At 64.8% G+C, this 17,228-nt stretch carries 15 protein-coding genes; 6 read left to right on the plus strand and 9 right to left on the minus strand.

The window, feature by feature from the left end; genetic code table 11:
• Positions 1–140 precede the first annotated feature (140 nt).
• The 8 genes from HU720_RS20935 to HU720_RS20970 form a co-directional block, all read right to left on the minus strand.
• Positions 141–1,145 (minus strand): PleD family two-component system response regulator, encoded by a 1,005-nt coding sequence (locus tag HU720_RS20935; RefSeq protein ID WP_186522488.1) that lies wholly within the window; start codon positions 1,143–1,145, stop codon positions 141–143.
• Between the two features lie 51 nt (positions 1,146–1,196).
• A complete protein-coding gene (locus HU720_RS20940) occupies positions 1,197–2,210 on the minus strand; it encodes a chemotaxis response regulator protein-glutamate methylesterase (RefSeq protein ID WP_186522489.1) in 1,014 nt (337 codons plus the stop codon).
• Positions 2,207–4,486, minus strand: a complete 2,280-nt coding sequence (locus HU720_RS20945; RefSeq protein WP_186522490.1) for a hybrid sensor histidine kinase/response regulator — start codon at positions 4,484–4,486, stop codon at positions 2,207–2,209. The genes HU720_RS20940 and HU720_RS20945 overlap by 4 nt, the downstream gene beginning before the upstream one ends.
• Positions 4,483–5,148, minus strand: coding sequence for a chemotaxis protein CheW (locus tag HU720_RS20950; protein WP_225917298.1), 666 nt, complete (start codon positions 5,146–5,148; stop codon positions 4,483–4,485). Before HU720_RS20950 ends, HU720_RS20945 begins: the two co-directional genes overlap by 4 nt.
• The gene (locus HU720_RS20955; RefSeq protein ID WP_186522491.1) at positions 5,145–6,389 is read right to left on the minus strand and encodes a CheR family methyltransferase; all 1,245 of its coding nucleotides are present in this window, start codon (positions 6,387–6,389) and stop codon (positions 5,145–5,147) included. The genes HU720_RS20950 and HU720_RS20955 overlap by 4 nt, the downstream gene beginning before the upstream one ends.
• Entirely contained in the window at positions 6,386–6,907 is a 522-nt protein-coding gene (locus HU720_RS20960; protein WP_186522492.1) for a chemotaxis protein CheW, read from the minus strand. The genes HU720_RS20955 and HU720_RS20960 overlap by 4 nt, the downstream gene beginning before the upstream one ends.
• 5 nt (positions 6,908–6,912) lie before the next feature.
• Positions 6,913–8,535, minus strand: coding sequence for a methyl-accepting chemotaxis protein (locus HU720_RS20965; RefSeq protein ID WP_186522493.1), 1,623 nt, complete (start codon positions 8,533–8,535; stop codon positions 6,913–6,915).
• Positions 8,536–8,663: 128 nt separating this feature from the next.
• A complete protein-coding gene (locus HU720_RS20970; protein ID WP_186522494.1) occupies positions 8,664–9,347 on the minus strand; it encodes a tellurite resistance TerB family protein in 684 nt (227 codons plus the stop codon).
• A 199-nt stretch (positions 9,348–9,546) separates the two neighbouring features.
• Here HU720_RS20970 and ydcS point away from each other — a divergent pair, with 199 nt between their 5' ends.
• The 6 genes from ydcS (at position 9,547) to HU720_RS21000 (ending at position 15,899) form a co-directional block, all read left to right on the plus strand.
• On the plus strand, positions 9,547–10,686 hold the full coding sequence (gene ydcS, locus HU720_RS20975) for a putative ABC transporter substrate-binding protein YdcS (RefSeq protein WP_186522495.1): 1,140 nt from the start codon (positions 9,547–9,549) through the stop codon (positions 10,684–10,686).
• A 201-nt stretch (positions 10,687–10,887) separates the two neighbouring features.
• Positions 10,888–11,913 carry an ABC transporter ATP-binding protein gene (locus tag HU720_RS20980; RefSeq protein WP_186522496.1) on the plus strand — a complete coding sequence of 342 codons (1,026 nt, stop codon included), beginning with the start codon at positions 10,888–10,890 and terminating at the stop codon, positions 11,911–11,913.
• Positions 11,910–12,845 (plus strand): ABC transporter permease, encoded by a 936-nt coding sequence (locus tag HU720_RS20985; RefSeq protein ID WP_186522497.1) that lies wholly within the window; start codon positions 11,910–11,912, stop codon positions 12,843–12,845. The genes HU720_RS20980 and HU720_RS20985 overlap by 4 nt, the downstream gene beginning before the upstream one ends.
• Positions 12,835–13,641 carry an ABC transporter permease gene (locus HU720_RS20990; RefSeq protein ID WP_186522498.1) on the plus strand — a complete coding sequence of 269 codons (807 nt, stop codon included), beginning with the start codon at positions 12,835–12,837 and terminating at the stop codon, positions 13,639–13,641. Before HU720_RS20985 ends, HU720_RS20990 begins: the two co-directional genes overlap by 11 nt.
• Before the next feature lie 16 nt (positions 13,642–13,657).
• Entirely contained in the window at positions 13,658–15,082 is a 1,425-nt protein-coding gene (locus HU720_RS20995; protein ID WP_186522499.1) for a gamma-aminobutyraldehyde dehydrogenase, read from the plus strand.
• A gap of 484 nt (positions 15,083–15,566) precedes the next feature.
• A complete protein-coding gene (locus HU720_RS21000) occupies positions 15,567–15,899 on the plus strand; it encodes a type II toxin-antitoxin system HicB family antitoxin (protein ID WP_186522500.1) in 333 nt (110 codons plus the stop codon).
• A gap of 1 nt (position 15,900) precedes the next feature.
• Here the strand turns inward: HU720_RS21000 and HU720_RS21005 are convergent, their stop codons facing one another.
• On the minus strand, positions 15,901–17,007 hold the full coding sequence (locus tag HU720_RS21005; RefSeq protein WP_186522501.1) for an NADH:flavin oxidoreductase/NADH oxidase: 1,107 nt from the start codon (positions 17,005–17,007) through the stop codon (positions 15,901–15,903).
• Positions 17,008–17,228 lie beyond the last annotated feature (221 nt).

Genomic DNA, 17,228 nt, shown 5'->3' on the forward strand with positions numbered 1-17,228 from the left:
CGCAGCCCTTTCGCGACACAAGGCCGCTCCTACACAATCAAAAGCGACTTGCCCGAAACCATAGAATCTCCCACAGGAATTGAGCCAGGCACCCATATCGCAGCTGACGCGATCCCTGTGGGGCTGGCGATAGCCCGCGATCAGGCGATGCCGACCTGGTTGCGCCCGTTGTGCTTGGCCAGGTAGAGGCCTTTATCAGCAGCCGAGATGAGCTGACGGCAATGGCTGCCCTGGGCCGGGGTGTGCGTGGCAAGGCCAATGCTCACGGTCAGGTGCGAACCTTCCTGGGGCGCCACATGCGGGATGTTCAGCGCCATGATGCTCTGGCGCAGCTTCTCGGCCACCAGTCGCGCCCCGCCTGGCGAGGTGTTGGGCAGCACCAAGGCGAATTCCTCGCCACCGTAGCGCGCCGGCAGATCGCTTGGGCGCGCGCAGCAACCACGGATGCTCGCGGCCACCTGGCGCAGCGCCTCGTCGCCGGCCAAATGGCCGAAGCTGTCGTTGAACGACTTGAAATAGTCCACATCGATCATCAGCAGCGACAGCTGCTGCTGCTCACGCATGGCCCGGCGCCATTCCAGCTCAAGGTATTCATCGAAATGGCGGCGGTTGGACAGCCCGGTCAGGCCGTCGGAGTTCATCAGCCGCTGCAGCATCAGGTTGGTGTCGAGCAACTGCTGCTGGCTGACCCGTAAGGCGCGGTAGGCCTCGTCGCGCTGCAGCAAGGTGAGGTAGGAGCGCGAGTGGTAGCGAATGCGCGCCACCAGCTCGATGGTGTCCGGCAGCTTGACCAGGTAGTCGTTGGCCCCGGCGGCAAAGGCTGCGCTCTTGACCAGCGGGTCTTCCTTGGTCGACAGCACGATGATCGGGATGTCCTGGGTAGCCGGGTTGTTGCGGTACTCGCGCACCAGCGTCAGGCCATCGAGGCCCGGCATGATCAGGTCTTGCAGGATCACCGTCGGCTTGATGCGCATGGCCTGGGCCACCGCCTGATGCGGGTCTGCACAGAAATGGAAGTCGATGTTGTCTTCGTGGGCCAGCCCACGGCGCACTGCTTCACCGATCATCGCCTGGTCGTCGACCAGCAGGACCATCGCCGAATTGTCGTTGGTGGTCATCAGACCGTCGGTTGGCAGATCATTCATCGCTAGTCACCCGCCCACTGCCGGCCGCGCCGGGTTGAGCATTGCATATGGTCATTTCGAAAAGGTTTCCATCAGTCGCGTGGCGATCCGCTCCAGCGGGCGGATTTCCACGGCTGCGTTGATTGCCGCAGCTGCCTTGGGCATGCCGTACACCGCACTGCTGTGCTGGTCCTGGGCGATGGTCAAAAAGCCCTGCTCGCGCATCAACTTGAGCCCCTGGGCGCCATCACGGCCCATGCCGGTGAGCAGCACACCCACCGCATCGCCGCGCCAGTAGCGCGCCACGCTCTCGAAGAACACGTCGATGGAAGGCCGGTAGATCTCGTTCACCGGCTCCGCCGTGTAGGCAAGCTGGCCGTTCTGCAGCAGGCGGATATGGTGGTTGGTGCCGGCCAGCAGCACCTGCCCCGGCTGCGGCGGCTCGCCTTCGCGGGCCAGACGCACCGGCAGGCCGCTGGCCGAGCACAGCCACTCGGCCATGCCGGCGGCAAATACCTGGTCAACGTGCTGGACCAGCACGATGGCAGCGGGGAACTCGCGCGGCAGCCCTTTGAGCAGCACTTCGAGCGCCGCAGGGCCGCCGGCGGACGAACCAATCGCCACCAGGCCCTGGCGCTGCGAGGCATCGCGCAAGGGCGTGGTAACCGCCCGTGGTGCGCTGGGCCGTTGCTGGCCGATCAGCCAGGCAATGTTGAGGATCTTGCGCAGCAGCGGCGCCGCCGCCTCACGCGGGTCGCCCGCGCCAAGTGCCGGGGTGTCGACCACATCCAGGGCGCCATGGCCCATGGCCTCGAACACCCGGTGCACGTTCTGCTTGCGGTCGACGGTGACGATAACGATGGCGCACGGGGTCTCGGCCATGATCCGCCGGGTGGCCTCGACGCCGTCCATTACCGGCATGATCAAGTCCATCAAAATCAGGTCCGGGGTCAGTTCGGCGCAGTGCTGCACCGCTTCGGCGCCGTTGCTGGCCACCCACACCACCTGGTGCGCAGGCTCGAAGGCCAAAGCGCGGCGCAGCGCCTCGACGGCCATGGGCATGTCATTGACGATGGCGATTTTCATCCCTGAGCACCTCCGATCAATTCCTCGACGGCATCCAGCAACGCATCATCATGGAAGCTGGCCTTGGCCAGATAATAGTCGGCGCCGGCATCCAGTCCACGTCGTCGGTCTTCTTCACGGTCTTTGTACGACACCACCATCACCGGCAACGACTGCAGGCGGTGGTCGCGGCGCACCAGGGTAACCAGTTCGATACCGTCCATGCGCGGCATGTCGATATCGGTAATCAGCAGGTCGAAATCATCGCTGCGCAGGGCGTTCCAGCCGTCCATGCCGTCAACGGCCACCGACACTTCGTAGCCGCGATGGGTCAGCAGCTTGCGCTGCAGCTCGCGCACGGTGAGCGAGTCGTCGACCACCAGCACACGCCGGCGTACCACGCCCCTGGCCGCGCTGGCACCGCGCTCGATACGCTCCAGGCGCCCGGTACTGAGCAGCTTCTCGACCGAGCGCAGCAGGTCCTCGACATCGATGATCAACACCACCGAGCCATCGTCGAGCAAGGCGCCCGAAGAAATGTCCTGAACCTTGCCCAGGCGCGGGTCGAGCGGCATCACCACCAGCACCCGCTCGCCGATCAACCGCTCCACCGCCACGCCATACAACTGGTCGCGCTCGCGAATGACCACCACCCGCAGGTGCTGGCCTTCGCGCTGGGACGCCGGGCGGTTGAGCAACTGGCTGGCGGCGACCAAACCAATGTGGCGGTCTTCGTGCCAGAAATGCTGACGGCCTTCGATCTGCACGATGGCCTCGGCTGGGACATCAAGGGTGCGTTCGATATGCGCCAGCGGGAAGGCATAGGCTTCGCCGCCCTCCTCCACCACCAGGCTGCGCACCACCGAAAGCGTCAGCGGCACTTCCAGATGGAAGCAGCAGCCCTGGCCGGCGACCTGGGTCAGCTCAATGGCGCCGCGCAGCTCGCGCACCATATGCTGCACCGCATCCAGGCCAACACCGCGCCCGGACACTTCGGTGACGGTATCGCGCAGGCTGAACCCCGGCAGGAACAGAAACGTCAGCAGCTCTGCTTCGCTCATCTGCGCCACGGTTTCGGCCGGCGACAGGCCGCGCTCGACGATGCTGCGGCTCAGCCCCGCCAGGTCGATACCGGCGCCGTCGTCGGACAGTTCCAGAATCAGCAGCCCGGCCTGGTGCGAGGCGCGCAGACGCAGCGTACCCTCGGCGGGCTTGCCGGCCAGCAGGCGCCGTTCCGGCAATTCGATGCCATGGTCGACGGCGTTGCGCAGCAGGTGGGTCAGCGGCGCTTCGAGCTTTTCGAGGACATCGCGGTCAACCTGGGTCTTGTCGCCTTCGACTACCAGCCGCACCGGTTTGCCCAGTGAACGGCCCAGGTCGCGGACCATGCGGCTCTGCCCGGTCAAGACATCGGCCAATGGCCGCATGCGGCAGGCGAGCGCTGTGTCATAGAGCAGTTGCGCGCGCTGGCTGGCCTGCCAGCCGAACTCATCCAGGTCGGCGGCCTGTTGCAGCAGAATCTGCTGGGTTTCGGCCAGCAACTGCTGGGTCTGCGCCAGCGCCTGCAGCACTTCAGGGCCTTGGCCGCTGTCTTCGAGCTGGCCTTTGAGGCCGTCCAGTGCGCGCATGCCCTGGCCATGCATGCGCTTGAGGCGCTGCAAGGTGGCCAGATACGGTTTAAGGCGCTGGGTCTCGACCAGCGACTTGCTCGACAGGTCGAGCAGGCTGTTGAGGCGGTCGGCCGTCACCCGCAGCACCCGCTCGCCGCCTTCGGCCGGGCGCTTGCCAGGCTTGCGGGGGGGCGTCGGCTCGGGTTCTGCGAGTGTTTCGCCGAGCACGGCAGGCTCGGCCAAGGGCGGCAGCGGCACCGCCAATGGCGCAGGCACAATGGCGGTGAGCGGTGCTGCCGAGGGGTCCAGCAGCGCTGTCAGTTGTGCGACGAACCCCGGCACCGCAGCTTCCCCGCCTTGATCACCGGGCGTTGCGATGCGCATCAACAGGTCAGTGCCCTGCAGCAACGCATCGATATGCTCGGGGCGCAGCAGCAGGCGCCCTTCCTGTGCCGCGACCAGGCAATCTTCCATGACATGGGCGACGCTGACGCCAGCATCGATGCCGACAATGCGCGCCGCCCCCTTGAGCGAGTGCGCCGCACGCATACAGGCTTCAAGCTGGTCAGGCTGCGCCGGGTTGCGCTCCAGCGCCATCAGGCCAGCACTGAGCACCTGGGTCTGCGCCTCGGCCTCCAGGCTGAACAGTTCGAGCAGCGAAGCATCACGCATTTGCTCGGGGGTCATGAAAGGCTCCGCTTCACAGCTTGCAATAGATGTTGTTCGTCCAGCACCCGCACGCTGCGGTTGCGCCACTGCAGCACGGCAGCGGTGAAATGGGCAGTGTCGCGGCCTTGGTCGAGCTGTGCAGGGTCGAGGCGGTGAATGCCGTCGATTTCATCCACCGGCACCACCACCGGCCCGCCGTCAGCGGCAAGGATCAGCATGCGCGGCATGCTGCGCCCACTGCGCGGTGCGCCCGATTCCACGGCAACACCCAGCAGATCGGCCAGCGACAGGCACGGCACCAGGGCACCCCGCACATTGGCCACGCCCTGCAATACCCGCGAACGCTGATGCGGCAGCGAGTGCACCGCTTGCAGCGGCGAGATCTCGGCAAGGCAGGCGGTGGCTAGCGCCAGCCATTCTTCGCCCAGACGGAACAGCAGCATCGACCGGCCAGTGGCAACCTCTTGCAGCACAGGCGGCGCGTCGAAGCTGTCGTCACCGACCAGCGCGTAGCGGTCGAGCAGGCGCGTGGCGGCGCTGGCGTAAACCTCGCAGTTACGGCAATGGATATGCCGCTCCAGCAATGGGCACTGTTTATCACCGTGCACGCCGATACGGTTCCAGCAGTCATCGATGTCCTGCTGTTCGGCGATCACTTGCATGTCGATGCCTAGGCTCATCGTTCAGACTCCCTGCCGGCCCGCGCCGCACGTTCTTGCAGGCGCCGGGCGCCGGCGTCGTCGCCTTGCGCGGCCAGCAGCACGGCCAGGTGCATCAGCGCCTCGGGGTGCTGCGGTTCTAGATACAGGGCCTTGCGGTAATGGGTGATCGCCTGCGCGGGGTCACCTTCGGTGTCACTGAGCAGGCCCAGCCAGCAGTAAACCTGGGCTTTGGGGGCGAACTCGCGCAGGTAGCGCTCGCAATCGGCGCGGGCCTGGCGGCTGTCGCCGCTGTTGGCGGCCTGGGCAATGCTGGCCAGCAACTGCGCCTCGCCGTCGCGCGCCGGAGTTGGCCGTGGGGCCGGTGCAGGGGGCGCGGTGCGCAACGGCAACACCGGGGTTCTGGCCGGCAGCGGCGCCAGGTGCGGGCGCAAGGGCGCGGGCGCAACGGGCGGCGGCGCGGGGGCTTCTTCGCGGCGCACATAGGCAAACGACTGGGGTATACCCACCGGGCGCATGCCCAGGCGTGCCAGCAGGCTGCCCTCGGCCGGGCCGATGAACAGCACACCATCGGCGTGGGTCAGGCGCTTGAGCACCTCGAACACGCGCTGCTGGGTCGGCACATCGAAATAGATCAGCAGGTTGCGGCAAAACACAAAGTCGTACAGGCCTTCGCGGCTTGAAAGCGCAGGATCGAGCACGTTGCCGGCTTGCAGCGTGACCTGGCGGCGCACCCGGTCATCGAGCCGATGGGCGTCGCCTATATCTGTGAAGTGGCGCTCGCGAAACGCAAGGTCACTGCCACGGAACGAGTTGCGCCCGTACTCGCCCTGCTGCGCCTTGGCCACCGAATTGGGGCTGATGTCCATGCCGTCGATGGCAAAGGCCGGCGGGCACAGGCCGCCGTCGAGCAAGGCCATGGCAATCGAATAGGGTTCCTCGCCGGTAGAACACGGCAGGCTGAGGATGCGCAGTGGGCGAGCACCGCCAAGCTCCGCCGCGCGTTTGTGCGCAAGGCTCACCAGCGCGCTGAAGGATTCGGGGTAACGAAAGAACCAGGTCTCGGGGACGATCACCGCCTCGATCAGCGCCTGCTGCTCGGCGGCCGACTGGCGCAGCCGCAGCCAGTAGTCGTCAAGGTCGGCGGCCTGCACGGCAGCGCAGCGCTGGTGCAGCGCGCGCTCGACCATGGGCGCGCCCACCGACTCGACATCCAGGCCGATGCGCTCCTGCAAAAACCGGAAAAAAAGCTGTTCGCTCATGTCGGCACCTGCCCGTTCTGGCTGGGGTAGAGCAACTGGCGCACGGCGTCGGGCAACAGGTCGTTGACGCAAATACGCTGCAACAGGCCGCGCTCATCCTGGCGCACCGGGCCCAGATACGGCGCCTGGCCATTATCCAGGTGGTACGGCTGGAACTCATCGGGCTGGCAACGCAGGGTGTCGGTGGCCTGTTCCAGAATCAGCCCCAGTTGCTGGCCAGGTTGCAGCGGGTCGCCCTGGTAATTGACCAGCACCAGCCGGGTACTGCTGCGCGCCGGGGCTGGCGCGCCGAAACTAAGCGCCGAAACATCAATGACCGGCACCAGAACGCCGCGATGGGCAAGCACCCCGGCCACCCATGCGGGGGCCTGGGCGATGGGCTTGAGCGGCCGGCGCGGCAATACCTCGAGCACCTCACGCACATCCAGGGCGAAGCGCTGCTGGTTGATGCGAAACTGCAGGTACAGCACGCCTTTGGCAGGGGCCGTGCGGGTTTCGCGCGGGAACAGGTCTTTCATCGTCGTCAGACTTTGAAGCGCGACACACCGCCACGCAGGCCGGCAGCCACCTGGCTCAGTTCATCGATGGCAAAGCTTGCCTGGCGCAACGACTCCACCGTCTGGGTGCTGGCATCGCTAAGCTGCGCCAAGGCCTGGTTGATCTGCTCGGCGCCGGTGGCCTGGGCCTGCATGCCTTCGTTGACCATCAACACCCGCGGCGCCAACGCCTGCACCTGATGGATGATCTGGCTGAGCTGCTCGCCCACCTGCTGCACCTCGAACATGCCGCGGCGCACCTCTTCGGAAAACTTGTCCATGCCCATGACCCCCGCCGACACCGCCGACTGGATCTCGCGCACCATCTGTTCGATGTCGTAGGTCGCCACGGCAGTCTGGTCGGCCAAGCGCCGCACCTCGGTGGCAACCACCGCAAAGCCACGGCCATATTCGCCGGCCTTCTCGGCTTCGATGGCGGCGTTGAGCGACAGCAGGTTGGTCTGGTCGGCCACCTTGACGATGGTCACCACCATCTGGGTGATGTTGCCGGCTTTCTCGTTGAGGATGCCCAGCTTGGCGTTGACCAGCTCGGCGGCGCCCATCACCTGGTGCATGGTCTCTTCCATGCGCGCCAGCCCTTGCTGGCCGGAGCCTGCCAGGCTGGAGGCCTGGTCGGCGGCACTGGTGACCTCGGTCATGGTGCGCACCAAATCGCGGGAAGTGGCGGCAATCTCCCGCGAGGTAGCGCCGATTTCGGTGGTGGTGGCGGCGGTTTCGGTGGCGGTGGCCTGCTGCTGCTTGGAGGTGGCGGCAATTTCGGTCACCGACGTGGTCACCTGCACCGAGGAGCGCTGGGCCTGGGACACCAGCCCCGCCAGCGACTCGGCCATTTCGTTGAAGCCGCTTTCGATGGCGCCGAACTCATCCTTGCGGTCCAGGCTCAGGCGCATGCTCAGGTCGCCCGAACGCAGGCGGTCGAGGGCGTGGACGATAGCCTGCATCGGCGCGCTGATGGTACGCATCAGCAGCAGCCCGCACACACCGGCAGCGACGATGGCCAGCAGCAGCGACACCAGCATGCTGACCTTGGCGGTGGCAACGGCGGCGGCGATGTCGTTGGTTGCGGCATCGGCGGAATCGCGGTTGCGCTCGATCACCGTGTTCAGGTGCTTGCGGCCCTCGGCCCAGGCCGGGGTGAGCACGTCGGCAATCAGGCGCTGGGCCTCGTCGTAGTCACGGTTGCGGTAGGTATCCAGCACCTGGCCGACCAGCTTGATGTATTCCTGCGCCTGCCGGGTGAAGGCATCGAAGGCCGCCTGGTCTTCAGAGGTACGGATGGTGGCCTGGTAGCTGGCCATGTGCTGGGTCAGGCGGTCATCGAAGCTCTTGAACAGTTCGAGGTCGGCCGGGGTCATTTCACGGTGGTTGGACAGCCCCACCAATTGCTGGCTGGTGACGTAGCTGTCGACCCAGGCGCTGCGGATCATCGAGCTGTAGTAAACCCCTGGAAGGCTGTCAGAGCCGACTTTCTGTTCACTGGATTCAATTGCCAGCAACCGCGAATAGGCGGCCACGATCATCAGCAACATGATGGCGATGATCACGGCAAAACTTGCCAGGATCCGTTGGCGCAGTGTCCAGTTCTTCACATTCAGCCCTCAGGAATTCGTCACGAGCGGGAAAAATCGCTGAAGTATAGCCTAGGCGCCCTACGCTTATTTGGCTGAATGCTGCTCTATTCAGGCGCCCATGCCGCAGTGGCTGGCAATTCGCTACTTCATTGACCTTCAGCAAGCCGGACCTGGCTTTCCAGCTCCTGACGCAGCGCTGGGTCCAGACGCAATTGCCGCGCCAGTTCATCGAGGTAGCTGCGTTCCATGAAGTTCTCCTGATCGACCATCATCACGCTGGCCAGGTACATCTCGGCGGCCATCTCCGGGGTTTGCGCTGCGCGCGCCACCTCGGCAGGGTCCAGCGGCTTGTTCAGTTCGGCATGCAGCCAACCTTGCAGCTCGCGGTCGCTGTCCAGGCGGGTGAACTCGCCTTCGATCAACGCCCGCTCGCGGTCATCGATATGGCCGTCCGCCTTGGCCGCCGCCACCAGCGCCCGCAGTACTGCCTGGCAGTGTTGCTCGGCCTGGGCCACCGGCACGCGGTCGAGGGTCTGCGGTTCGTGGTTGCCCGTGCCCTGGCGCGCCTGCCAGTTGCCATAGGCTTTGTAGGCCAGCACGCCAAGCGCAGCCAGGCCGCCATAGGTAAGCGCTTTGCCGCCGTATTTGCGCGCTTTCTTGTTACCCATCAGCAGGCCCATGGCACCGGCTGCCAGCGCGCCGCCCCCTGCCCCCGACAGCAGCCCGCCCAGGCCGCCCCCGGCAGCGGGCTTGCTGCCTTTGTTGAGTTGATTGCCGAGCATTTCCTGGCCGGACTTGAGCAACTGATCGAGCAAACCCCGGGTGTTCATCTGCAAGCCTCCACACACGAAAAATAGGCCACCAGAGTAAGACGCCAAGCGCCCTTCGCCACCTGGGTAAATGCTTCTGGATGTTGCACCGAGCACCGCCAAAAGCCGACTAGACTCGATCTGGCCAACCCGGCTCACGCATGCCGCACCCTTTGCTCGACCACTGCCCCGACCATAATGTCCAACAAGAGGGATCACCATGTCAGTGCACACGACCGTTTTGCTCGGCGCCTTGCTGGCCAGCGCCGGCGCCCAGGCTGCGGGGTTGCCGCAGAAGCTCGGCGCCGGCGAGGGGCAATTGGACATCATCGCCTGGCCCGGCTACATCGAGCGCGGCGACAGCGACAAGGCCTATGACTGGGTCACCGGTTTCGAAAAGCAGACCGGGTGCAAGGTCAACGTCAAGACCGCCGCCACCTCCGATGAAATGGTCAGCCTGATGACCAAGGGCGGCTACGACCTGGTCACAGCGTCCGGTGATGCCTCGTTGCGGCTGATCGCCGGCAAGCGTGTGCAGCCGATCAATACCGCGCTGATCGGCAACTGGAAGAACCTCGACCCGCGCCTGCAAAACGGCGCCTGGTACGTGGTCAAGGACCAGGTCTACGGCACGCCCTACCAGTGGGGCCCGAACGTGCTGCTGTACAACACCGAAGTATTCAAAACCCCGCCTACCAGCTGGAGCGTGGTGTTCGAACCGCAGAACCTGCCAGACGGCAAACCGAACAAGGGCCGCGTGCAGGCCTACGACGGGCCGATCTACATCGCCGATGCTGCGCTCTACCTGAAAACAACCCAGCCTGAACTGGGCATCCAGAGCCCCTACGAACTGACCGAGAAGCAGTACCAGGCGGTGCTTGAGCTGCTGCGCAAACAACAGCCGCTGATCCACCGCTACTGGCATGACGCGACGGTGCAAATGAGCGATGTGAAGAATGAAGGCGTGGCCGCGACCAGTTCGTGGGGCTACATGGTCAACGGCCTGCAGGCCGATAAACAGCCGGTGGCGTCGGTGGTACCAAAGGAAGGCGCCACCGGCTGGGCCGACACCACCATGCTGCACAGTGAGGCCAAGCACCCTAACTGCGCGTACCAGTGGATGGACTGGTCGCTGCAGCCCAAGGTGCAAGGCGATGTGGCGGCCTGGTTCGGCTCGTTGCCGGCGGTGCCGGCGGCTTGCACGGGCAGCGAACTGCTGGGCGCCGAGGGGTGCAAGACCAACGGGTTCGACAACTTCGACAAGATCGCCTTCTGGAAAACCCCGCAGGCCGAGGGCGGCAAGTTCGTACCCTATAGCCGCTGGACCCAAGACTACATCGCCATCATGGGCGGGCGCTGAGGCCCCCATCGCAGGCTATGTAGGAGCGGCCTTGTGCCGCGAAAGGGCTGCGCAGCAGCCCCGAAAATTGTGCATGAGGCCGAGGCAGTGGGGCCGCTACGCAGCCCGTTCGCGACACAAGGCCGCTCCTACACACAATCAAAAGCGAGCTCTCTGCGGGAGCTGGCGATGAAGCTGTTGTCATCCTACCGGAGCCGCACCATGCCACCAGCCGTCCAGTTCACCGAGGTATCGCGCACCTTCGGTGAGGTCAAAGCCGTCGATCAGGTGAGTATCGACATCCTCGACGGCGAGTTCTTCTCGATGCTCGGCCCTTCAGGCTCGGGCAAGACCACCTGCCTGCGCCTGATCGCAGGCTTCGAACAACCTAGCAGCGGCTCGATCCGCATCCACGGCAGCGAAGCCGCTGGCCTGCCGCCGTACTTGCGTGACGTCAACACGGTGTTCCAGGACTACGCGCTGTTCCCGCACATGAACGTGCGCGACAACGTCGCCTACGGCCTGAAGGTCAAGGGCGTGGCCAAGGCCGAGCGCTATGCCCGGGCCGACGAAGCGCTGGCCATGGTTGCCCTGGACGGCTACGCCACGCGCAAACCGGCGCAGCTTTCCGGGGGCCAGCGCCAGCGCGTGGCCCTGGCCCGGGCGCTGGTCAACCGGCCGCGCGTGCTGCTGCTCGACGAACCGCTCGGCGCGCTGGACCTGAAGCTGCGCGAGCAGATGCAGGGCGAGCTGAAAAAGCTCCAGCGCAAGCTCCGCATCACCTTCATCTTCGTCACCCACGACCAGACCGAAGCCCTGTCGATGTCTGACCGGGTGGCGGTGTTCAACCGTGGTCGCATCGAACAGGTCGATACCCCGCGCAACCTGTACATGCAGCCTGCCACCACCTTCGTTGCCGAATTCGTCGGCACCTCCAATGTGCTGCGCGGGGCAATTGCCGAACAGTTGAGCGGCAGTGCCCAGCCGTTCTCGATCCGCCCTGAGCACATCCGCCTCGATGGCCAACCAGGGCCGCATGAGGTGCAGGTCGCCGGGGTGCTCCGCGATGTGCAGTATCAAGGCAGCGCCACGCGCCTGGAAATCGTCCTCGACAGTGGCCAGCTACTGGCCGTCAGCCAGGCCAACGACCAGTGGCTGGCGCAGCCACAGCCTTGGCAACCCGGCCAGCGAGTACTGGCCCACTGGCCTCGGGCGGCGATGACGTCACTCAAGGAAACCCCGGCATGAGCGTGGCAGTGGCAACTACCGGCACCCCGCTGCGGCGCCTGGGCAACCTGCTGTACAGGCGCCCGAACCTGTACCTGCTGATGCTGCTGATACCGCCGCTGCTGTGGTTTGGGGCGATTTACCTGGGCTCGTTGCTGAACCTGTTGTGGCAGGGTTTCTACACGTTCGACGACTTCTCGATGACGGTCACCCCCGAACTGACCCTGGTCAACTTCGCCGCGCTGTTCAACCCCGCCAACTTCGACATCATCCTGCGCACCTTGAGCATGGCGGTGGCAGTGTCGCTGGCCAGCGCCGCGCTGGCTTTCCCGATTGCCTGGTACATGGCGCGCTACACCACAGGCCGCACCAAAGCGTTTTTCTATATCGCGGTGATGATGCCGATGTGGGCCAGCTACATCGTCAAGACCTACGCCTGGACCCTGCTGCTGGCCAAGGGCGGCGTGGCGCAGTGGTTTGTGCAACGGCTGCACCTGGAGGGCCTGCTGCAGTTGCTGCTGGACATACCTGGTGTCGGCGGCAGTACGCTGTCCACCTCGCACCTGGGGCGGTTTCTGGTGTTCGTGTATATCTGGCTGCCGTTCATGATCCTGCCGATCCAGGCCTCGCTGGAACGCTTGCCGCCGTCGCTGCTGCAAGCCTCGGCAGACCTCGGCGCCAAACCCCGGCAAACCTTCATGCAGGTGGTGCTGCCCCTGGCGGTCCCAGGGATCGCGGCCGGCTCGATCTTTACCTTTTCGCTGACCTTGGGCGACTTCATCGTGCCGCAACTGGTCGGCCCGCCGGGCTATTTCATCGGCAGCATGGTGTACGCCCAGCAAGGCGCCATCGGCAACATGCCGATGGCGGCGGCGTTCACCCTGGTGCCGATCGTGCTGATCGCCGTCTACCTGTCCATCGTCAAACGCCTGGGGGCCTTCGATGCACTCTGACCGCGCCTCATGGGGCCTGCGCCTGGCGGCGTGGGGCGGGCTGGTATTCCTGCACTTCCCGATCCTGATCATCCTGCTGTATGCGTTCAATACCGAGGACGCAGCGTTCAGCTTCCCGCCCAAGGGCCTGACCTGGAAGTGGTTCAGCGTCGCCCTCGCCCGCCCCGACGTGCTCCAGGCGATCACGCTGTCGTTGCAGGTGGCCTGCCTGGCCACGTTGATCGCGCTGATACTCGGCACCCTGGCCGCTGCGGCGCTGTACCGGCGCAGCTTTTTTGGCAAGCAAGCCATCTCGCTGATGCTGATCCTGCCCATCGCGCTGCCTGGCATCATCACCGGCATCGCCCTGTTGTCGGCGTTCAAGCGCCTGGGGGTGGAACCTGGGCTGTTCACCATCGTCGTCGGGCATGCGACGTTCTGCGTGGTGATCGTCTACAACAACGTCATCGCCCGCCTGCGGCGCACGTCGCAGAGCCTGATCGAGGCCTCGATGGACCTGGGCGCCGACGGCTGGCAAACCTTCCTCTACATCATCCTGCCCAACCTCGGCTCGGCCCTGCTGGCGGGCGGCATGCTGGCGTTCGCGCTGTCTTTCGACGAAATCATCGTCACCACCTTTACAGCCGGCAACGAACGCACCTTGCCGATCTGGCTGCTCAACCAGCTCAGCCGCCCGCGCGATGTGCCGGTGACCAATGTGGTCGCCATGCTGGTAATGCTGGTCACCATGCTGCCGATTCTCGGCGCCTATTACCTGACCCGTGGCGGTGAAAGCGTTGCGGGCAGCGGCAAATGACCCCAAGGAGCTCCCAATGCAAACCCAAATGTTGATCAACGGCCGCCTGGTGGACGGTGAAGGCGCCGTGTGGACAGTCCTCGACCCGGCCACCGGCCAGGCGCTGGCGCAGATCAAGGAAGCCACCGAGGCCCAGGTCGATATCGCCGTGCGCGCGGCCGACCAGGCGTTCGACGGCTGGTCGCAAACACCGCCGAAAGAGCGCGCAGCCGCGTTGCTGGCGATTGCCGATAGCATCGAAGCCCACGGCGAGGCGCTGGCCAAGCTTGAGTCGGACAACTGCGGCAAGCCCTATAGCGCGGCGCTGAATGACGAAATCCCGGCCATCGCCGATGTATTCCGCTATTTCGCCGGTGCCGCCCGCTGCATGGGCGGCTCGGCGGCCGGCGAGTACCTGCCCGGGCACACCTCGATGGTGCGCCGCGACCCGCTGGGCGTGGTCGCCTCCATCGCCCCGTGGAACTACCCGCTGATGATGCTGGCATGGAAGATCGCCCCGGCCCTGGCCGCTGGCAACACCGTGGTGATCAAGCCGTCCGAGCTGACGCCGCTGACCGCGCTGCACCTCGGTGGGCTGCTGCAGGGCGTGCTGCCGGCCGGGGTACTGAACATCCTCTTCGGCCGTGGCCAGACGGTCGGTAACCCGCTGGTCACTCACCCCAAGGTACGCATGGTGTCGCTGACCGGGTCGATTGCCACGGGCGCGCACATCATTGGCGCCACGGCCGACAGCGTGAAGCGCACCCACATGGAACTGGGCGGAAAAGCGCCGGTGCTGGTGTTCGACGATGCCGATGTGGAGGCTGCGATCGAAGGCATTCGCACCTTTGGCTTTTACAACGCCGGGCAGGATTGCACCGCCGCTTGTCGCTTGTACGTGCAGGACGGCATCTATGAGCAGTTCGTCGAGCGCCTGGGCGAAGCGGTAGCCAGCATCAAGCCCGGCCTGCAGAACGCCCCAGACACCGAACTCGGCCCACTGATCAGCGCCCAGCACCGCGACAAAGTGGCGGGCCTGGTGCAACGCGCCGTTGACCAGCCGCATATCCGCCTGGTGACGGGGGGCAAGGCAATACCGGGCGAGGGGTTCTTCTTCGAGCCGACCGTACTGGCCGATGCCTTGCAGGATGACGAGATCGTGCGCACTGAAGTGTTTGGCCCAGTGGTCTCGGTGACCCGCTTCAGCGATGAAGCCCAGGCGCTGCTATGGGCCAATGACTCGGAATACGGCCTGGCGTCATCGCTGTGGACCCGCGACAGCAACCGCGCCCACCGCCTGGCGGCGCGCTTGCAGTATGGCTGCACCTGGGTGAATACCCACTTCATGCTGGTCAGTGAAATGCCCCATGGCGGGCAGAAGCGCTCAGGGTATGGGAAGGATATGTCGATGTATGGACTGGAGGACTACACCTGCGTGCGGCATGTGATGTTCAAGCATTGAGGGTGAATTGAAGTGGCCGGCTGGGGGTCCTTAGCCGGCGGTTTTGCGCTGAATAATCGGAATTGTCCCGCAGCATTGGCCTGAATCCTCCTACGGAGCATTCATTGAACAGATTGTTCTGGTATCACACACTGATACCATTAATAGATCCACTCTTATTAGGCTTCCCAGTGTTCGCCGAAAGGTTTTCGCCGCCTTTGAGATCGAGCGCCGCCCGCGCGGCGCATCGCGGCACAAGGCCGCTCCTACATCTGTTTCGGGCCAGTTATGTCTGTGAAAGTTTCGGCGCTCGCCTTGATGCACATATTGAAACCGCGGCGTACCAACAGGGCGGACTAGGTAATGGCACTGAAGGTACTGGCCCGAAACAAATGTGGGAGCGGCCTTGTGCCGCGATGCGCCGCGCGGGCGGCGCTCGATCTCAAAGGCGCTGTAAATTTATCGGCGTACCTCGGGGAAGAGATAAACCAACAGGCCGGAATCAATGAACGTCATGAACTACCGCAACTACTGCGCACGTATCGAATACAGCGATGAAGACCAACTGCTCATTGGCCATGTAGCCGGCATTCACGATGTGATCGGCTTTCACGGTGAGTCGATCAGCGAACTGCGCCGGGCCTTTGAAGAAGCCGTGGATGATTACCTGGAAACCTGTGAACGCCTGGGGCGAGCGCCGCAGAAAGCGTACTCTGGCAAGCTGAGCCTGCGCCTGGAACCCAGCCTCCACGCCAGCGTGGCAGCGAAGGCCGAGCTGGCGCAAAAAAGCATCAACCAATGGGTCAGCGACACGCTCTATCACGCCGCCTGCCGCTGAATCAATCGCGCAGGTCCGACTCATGAATCGGGTTGGCACGGTGAGTGGCGCGCTGGTACTGGGCCGGCCATGTAGCCTTGTTACCGCCCAGGTCATCGTCGGCATGCAGCGGCCAGTACGGGTCGCGCAGCAGTTCGCGGGCAAGGAAAATCAGGTCGGCCTGGCCGGTACGCAGAATGTGCTCGGCCTGGGCCGGCTCGGTGATCATGCCGACGGTGCCGGTGGCAATTTCCGACTCTTTACGCACGCGTTCGGCGAAACGGGTCTGGTAACCGGGGCCGGTGGGGATTTCGGCGTTGACCGAGGTACCGCCGGAGGACACATCGATCAGGTCCACACCCAGCACCCGCAGGCGCCGCGCCAGCTCGACGGTTTCGTCAGGGTTCCAGCCGTCCTCTACCCAGTCGGTGGCCGATACCCGCACGAACAGCGGCAGCTCCTTGGGCCAGACGTTGCGCACCGCTTCGGTGACCTGCAAGGTGAGGCGGATGCGGTTTTCGAAGCAACTGCCGTACTCGTCGCGGCGCTGGTTGCTCAGCGGCGAAAGAAACTGGTGCAGCAAGTAGCCGTGCGCGGCGTGGATTTCGACCACTTTGAAGCCTGCCGTCAGCGCCCGCTGGGCCGCGTCGACGAAGGCGTCGATAATGCCCTGAATGTCGCCGGTGGTGAGCTCACGGGGTGCGGTGTGTTCGGGGTCGAAGGCGATCTTCGAAGGCCCTACAGGTTGCCAGCCGCCGTCTTCGACTTTGACGCTGCCGTGCTTGCCCAGCCAGGGTCGATGGGTGCTGGCCTTGCGCCCGGCGTGGGCGAGCTGAATGCCGGGGACCGCACCTTGGGCGGTGATAAAGCGGGTGATGCGTTGCAGCGGGGCGATCTGCGCGTCGTGCCACAGGCCGAGGTCTTCGGCGGTAATGCGCCCGTCCGGTGTGACGGCGACCGCTTCGGTGATCACCAGCCCCGCGCCGCCGACGGCGCGGCTGCCGAGGTGGACCAGATGCCAGTCATTGGCCAAGCCATCAGTGGCTGAATACTGGCACATTGGCGATACGGCGATGCGATTGGGCAGGGTTAGCTGACGCAGGGTGTAGGGCTCAAGCAACAGGCTCATGAGGGCACCTCCCAAGGACTCCAAATGGTTTGCCGGGCCGGGCGTTCGTTGTGGGTGGGGGCCGGTACCGGTTTGATTGAGACTAGACCATGGGGGTGGGGTTCGGTTTTTTCTGGCGGTAGCAGGTACCGGCTTCACACTGTCAGTGTAGGAGCGGCCTTGTGTCGCGAAAGGGCTGCGTAGCAGCCCCAGCGATTTTGCATAAGGCCGAGTACTGGGGC

It is taken from the genome of Pseudomonas sp. SWRI51 (assembly GCF_014268825.1).
In the GTDB taxonomy this organism is placed as follows: Bacteria; Pseudomonadota; Gammaproteobacteria; order Pseudomonadales; family Pseudomonadaceae; genus Aquipseudomonas; species Aquipseudomonas farsensis.

What these genes read in the sequence shown, in the direction of transcription:
- HU720_RS20935 (WP_186522488.1), bottom strand. Translation starts at nt 1,145, where the DNA reads ATGAATGATCTGCCAACCGACGGTCTGATGACCACCAACGACAATTCG.
- HU720_RS20940 (WP_186522489.1), bottom strand. Translation starts at nt 2,210, where the DNA reads ATGAAAATCGCCATCGTCAATGACATGCCCATGGCCGTCGAGGCGCTG.
- HU720_RS20945 (WP_186522490.1), bottom strand. Translation starts at nt 4,486, where the DNA reads ATGACCCCCGAGCAAATGCGTGATGCTTCGCTGCTCGAACTGTTCAGC.
- HU720_RS20950 (WP_225917298.1), bottom strand. Translation starts at nt 5,148, where the DNA reads ATGAGCCTAGGCATCGACATGCAAGTGATCGCCGAACAGCAGGACATC.
- HU720_RS20955 (WP_186522491.1), bottom strand. Translation starts at nt 6,389, where the DNA reads ATGAGCGAACAGCTTTTTTTCCGGTTTTTGCAGGAGCGCATCGGCCTG.
- HU720_RS20960 (WP_186522492.1), bottom strand. Translation starts at nt 6,907, where the DNA reads ATGAAAGACCTGTTCCCGCGCGAAACCCGCACGGCCCCTGCCAAAGGC.
- HU720_RS20970 (WP_186522494.1), bottom strand. Translation starts at nt 9,347, where the DNA reads ATGAACACCCGGGGTTTGCTCGATCAGTTGCTCAAGTCCGGCCAGGAA.
- ydcS (WP_186522495.1), top strand. Translation starts at nt 9,547, where the DNA reads ATGTCAGTGCACACGACCGTTTTGCTCGGCGCCTTGCTGGCCAGCGCC.
- HU720_RS20980 (WP_186522496.1), top strand. Translation starts at nt 10,888, where the DNA reads ATGCCACCAGCCGTCCAGTTCACCGAGGTATCGCGCACCTTCGGTGAG.
- HU720_RS20985 (WP_186522497.1), top strand. Translation starts at nt 11,910, where the DNA reads ATGAGCGTGGCAGTGGCAACTACCGGCACCCCGCTGCGGCGCCTGGGC.
- HU720_RS20990 (WP_186522498.1), top strand. Translation starts at nt 12,835, where the DNA reads ATGCACTCTGACCGCGCCTCATGGGGCCTGCGCCTGGCGGCGTGGGGC.
- HU720_RS20995 (WP_186522499.1), top strand. Translation starts at nt 13,658, where the DNA reads ATGCAAACCCAAATGTTGATCAACGGCCGCCTGGTGGACGGTGAAGGC.
- HU720_RS21000 (WP_186522500.1), top strand. Translation starts at nt 15,567, where the DNA reads ATGAACGTCATGAACTACCGCAACTACTGCGCACGTATCGAATACAGC.
- HU720_RS21005 (WP_186522501.1), bottom strand. Translation starts at nt 17,007, where the DNA reads ATGAGCCTGTTGCTTGAGCCCTACACCCTGCGTCAGCTAACCCTGCCC.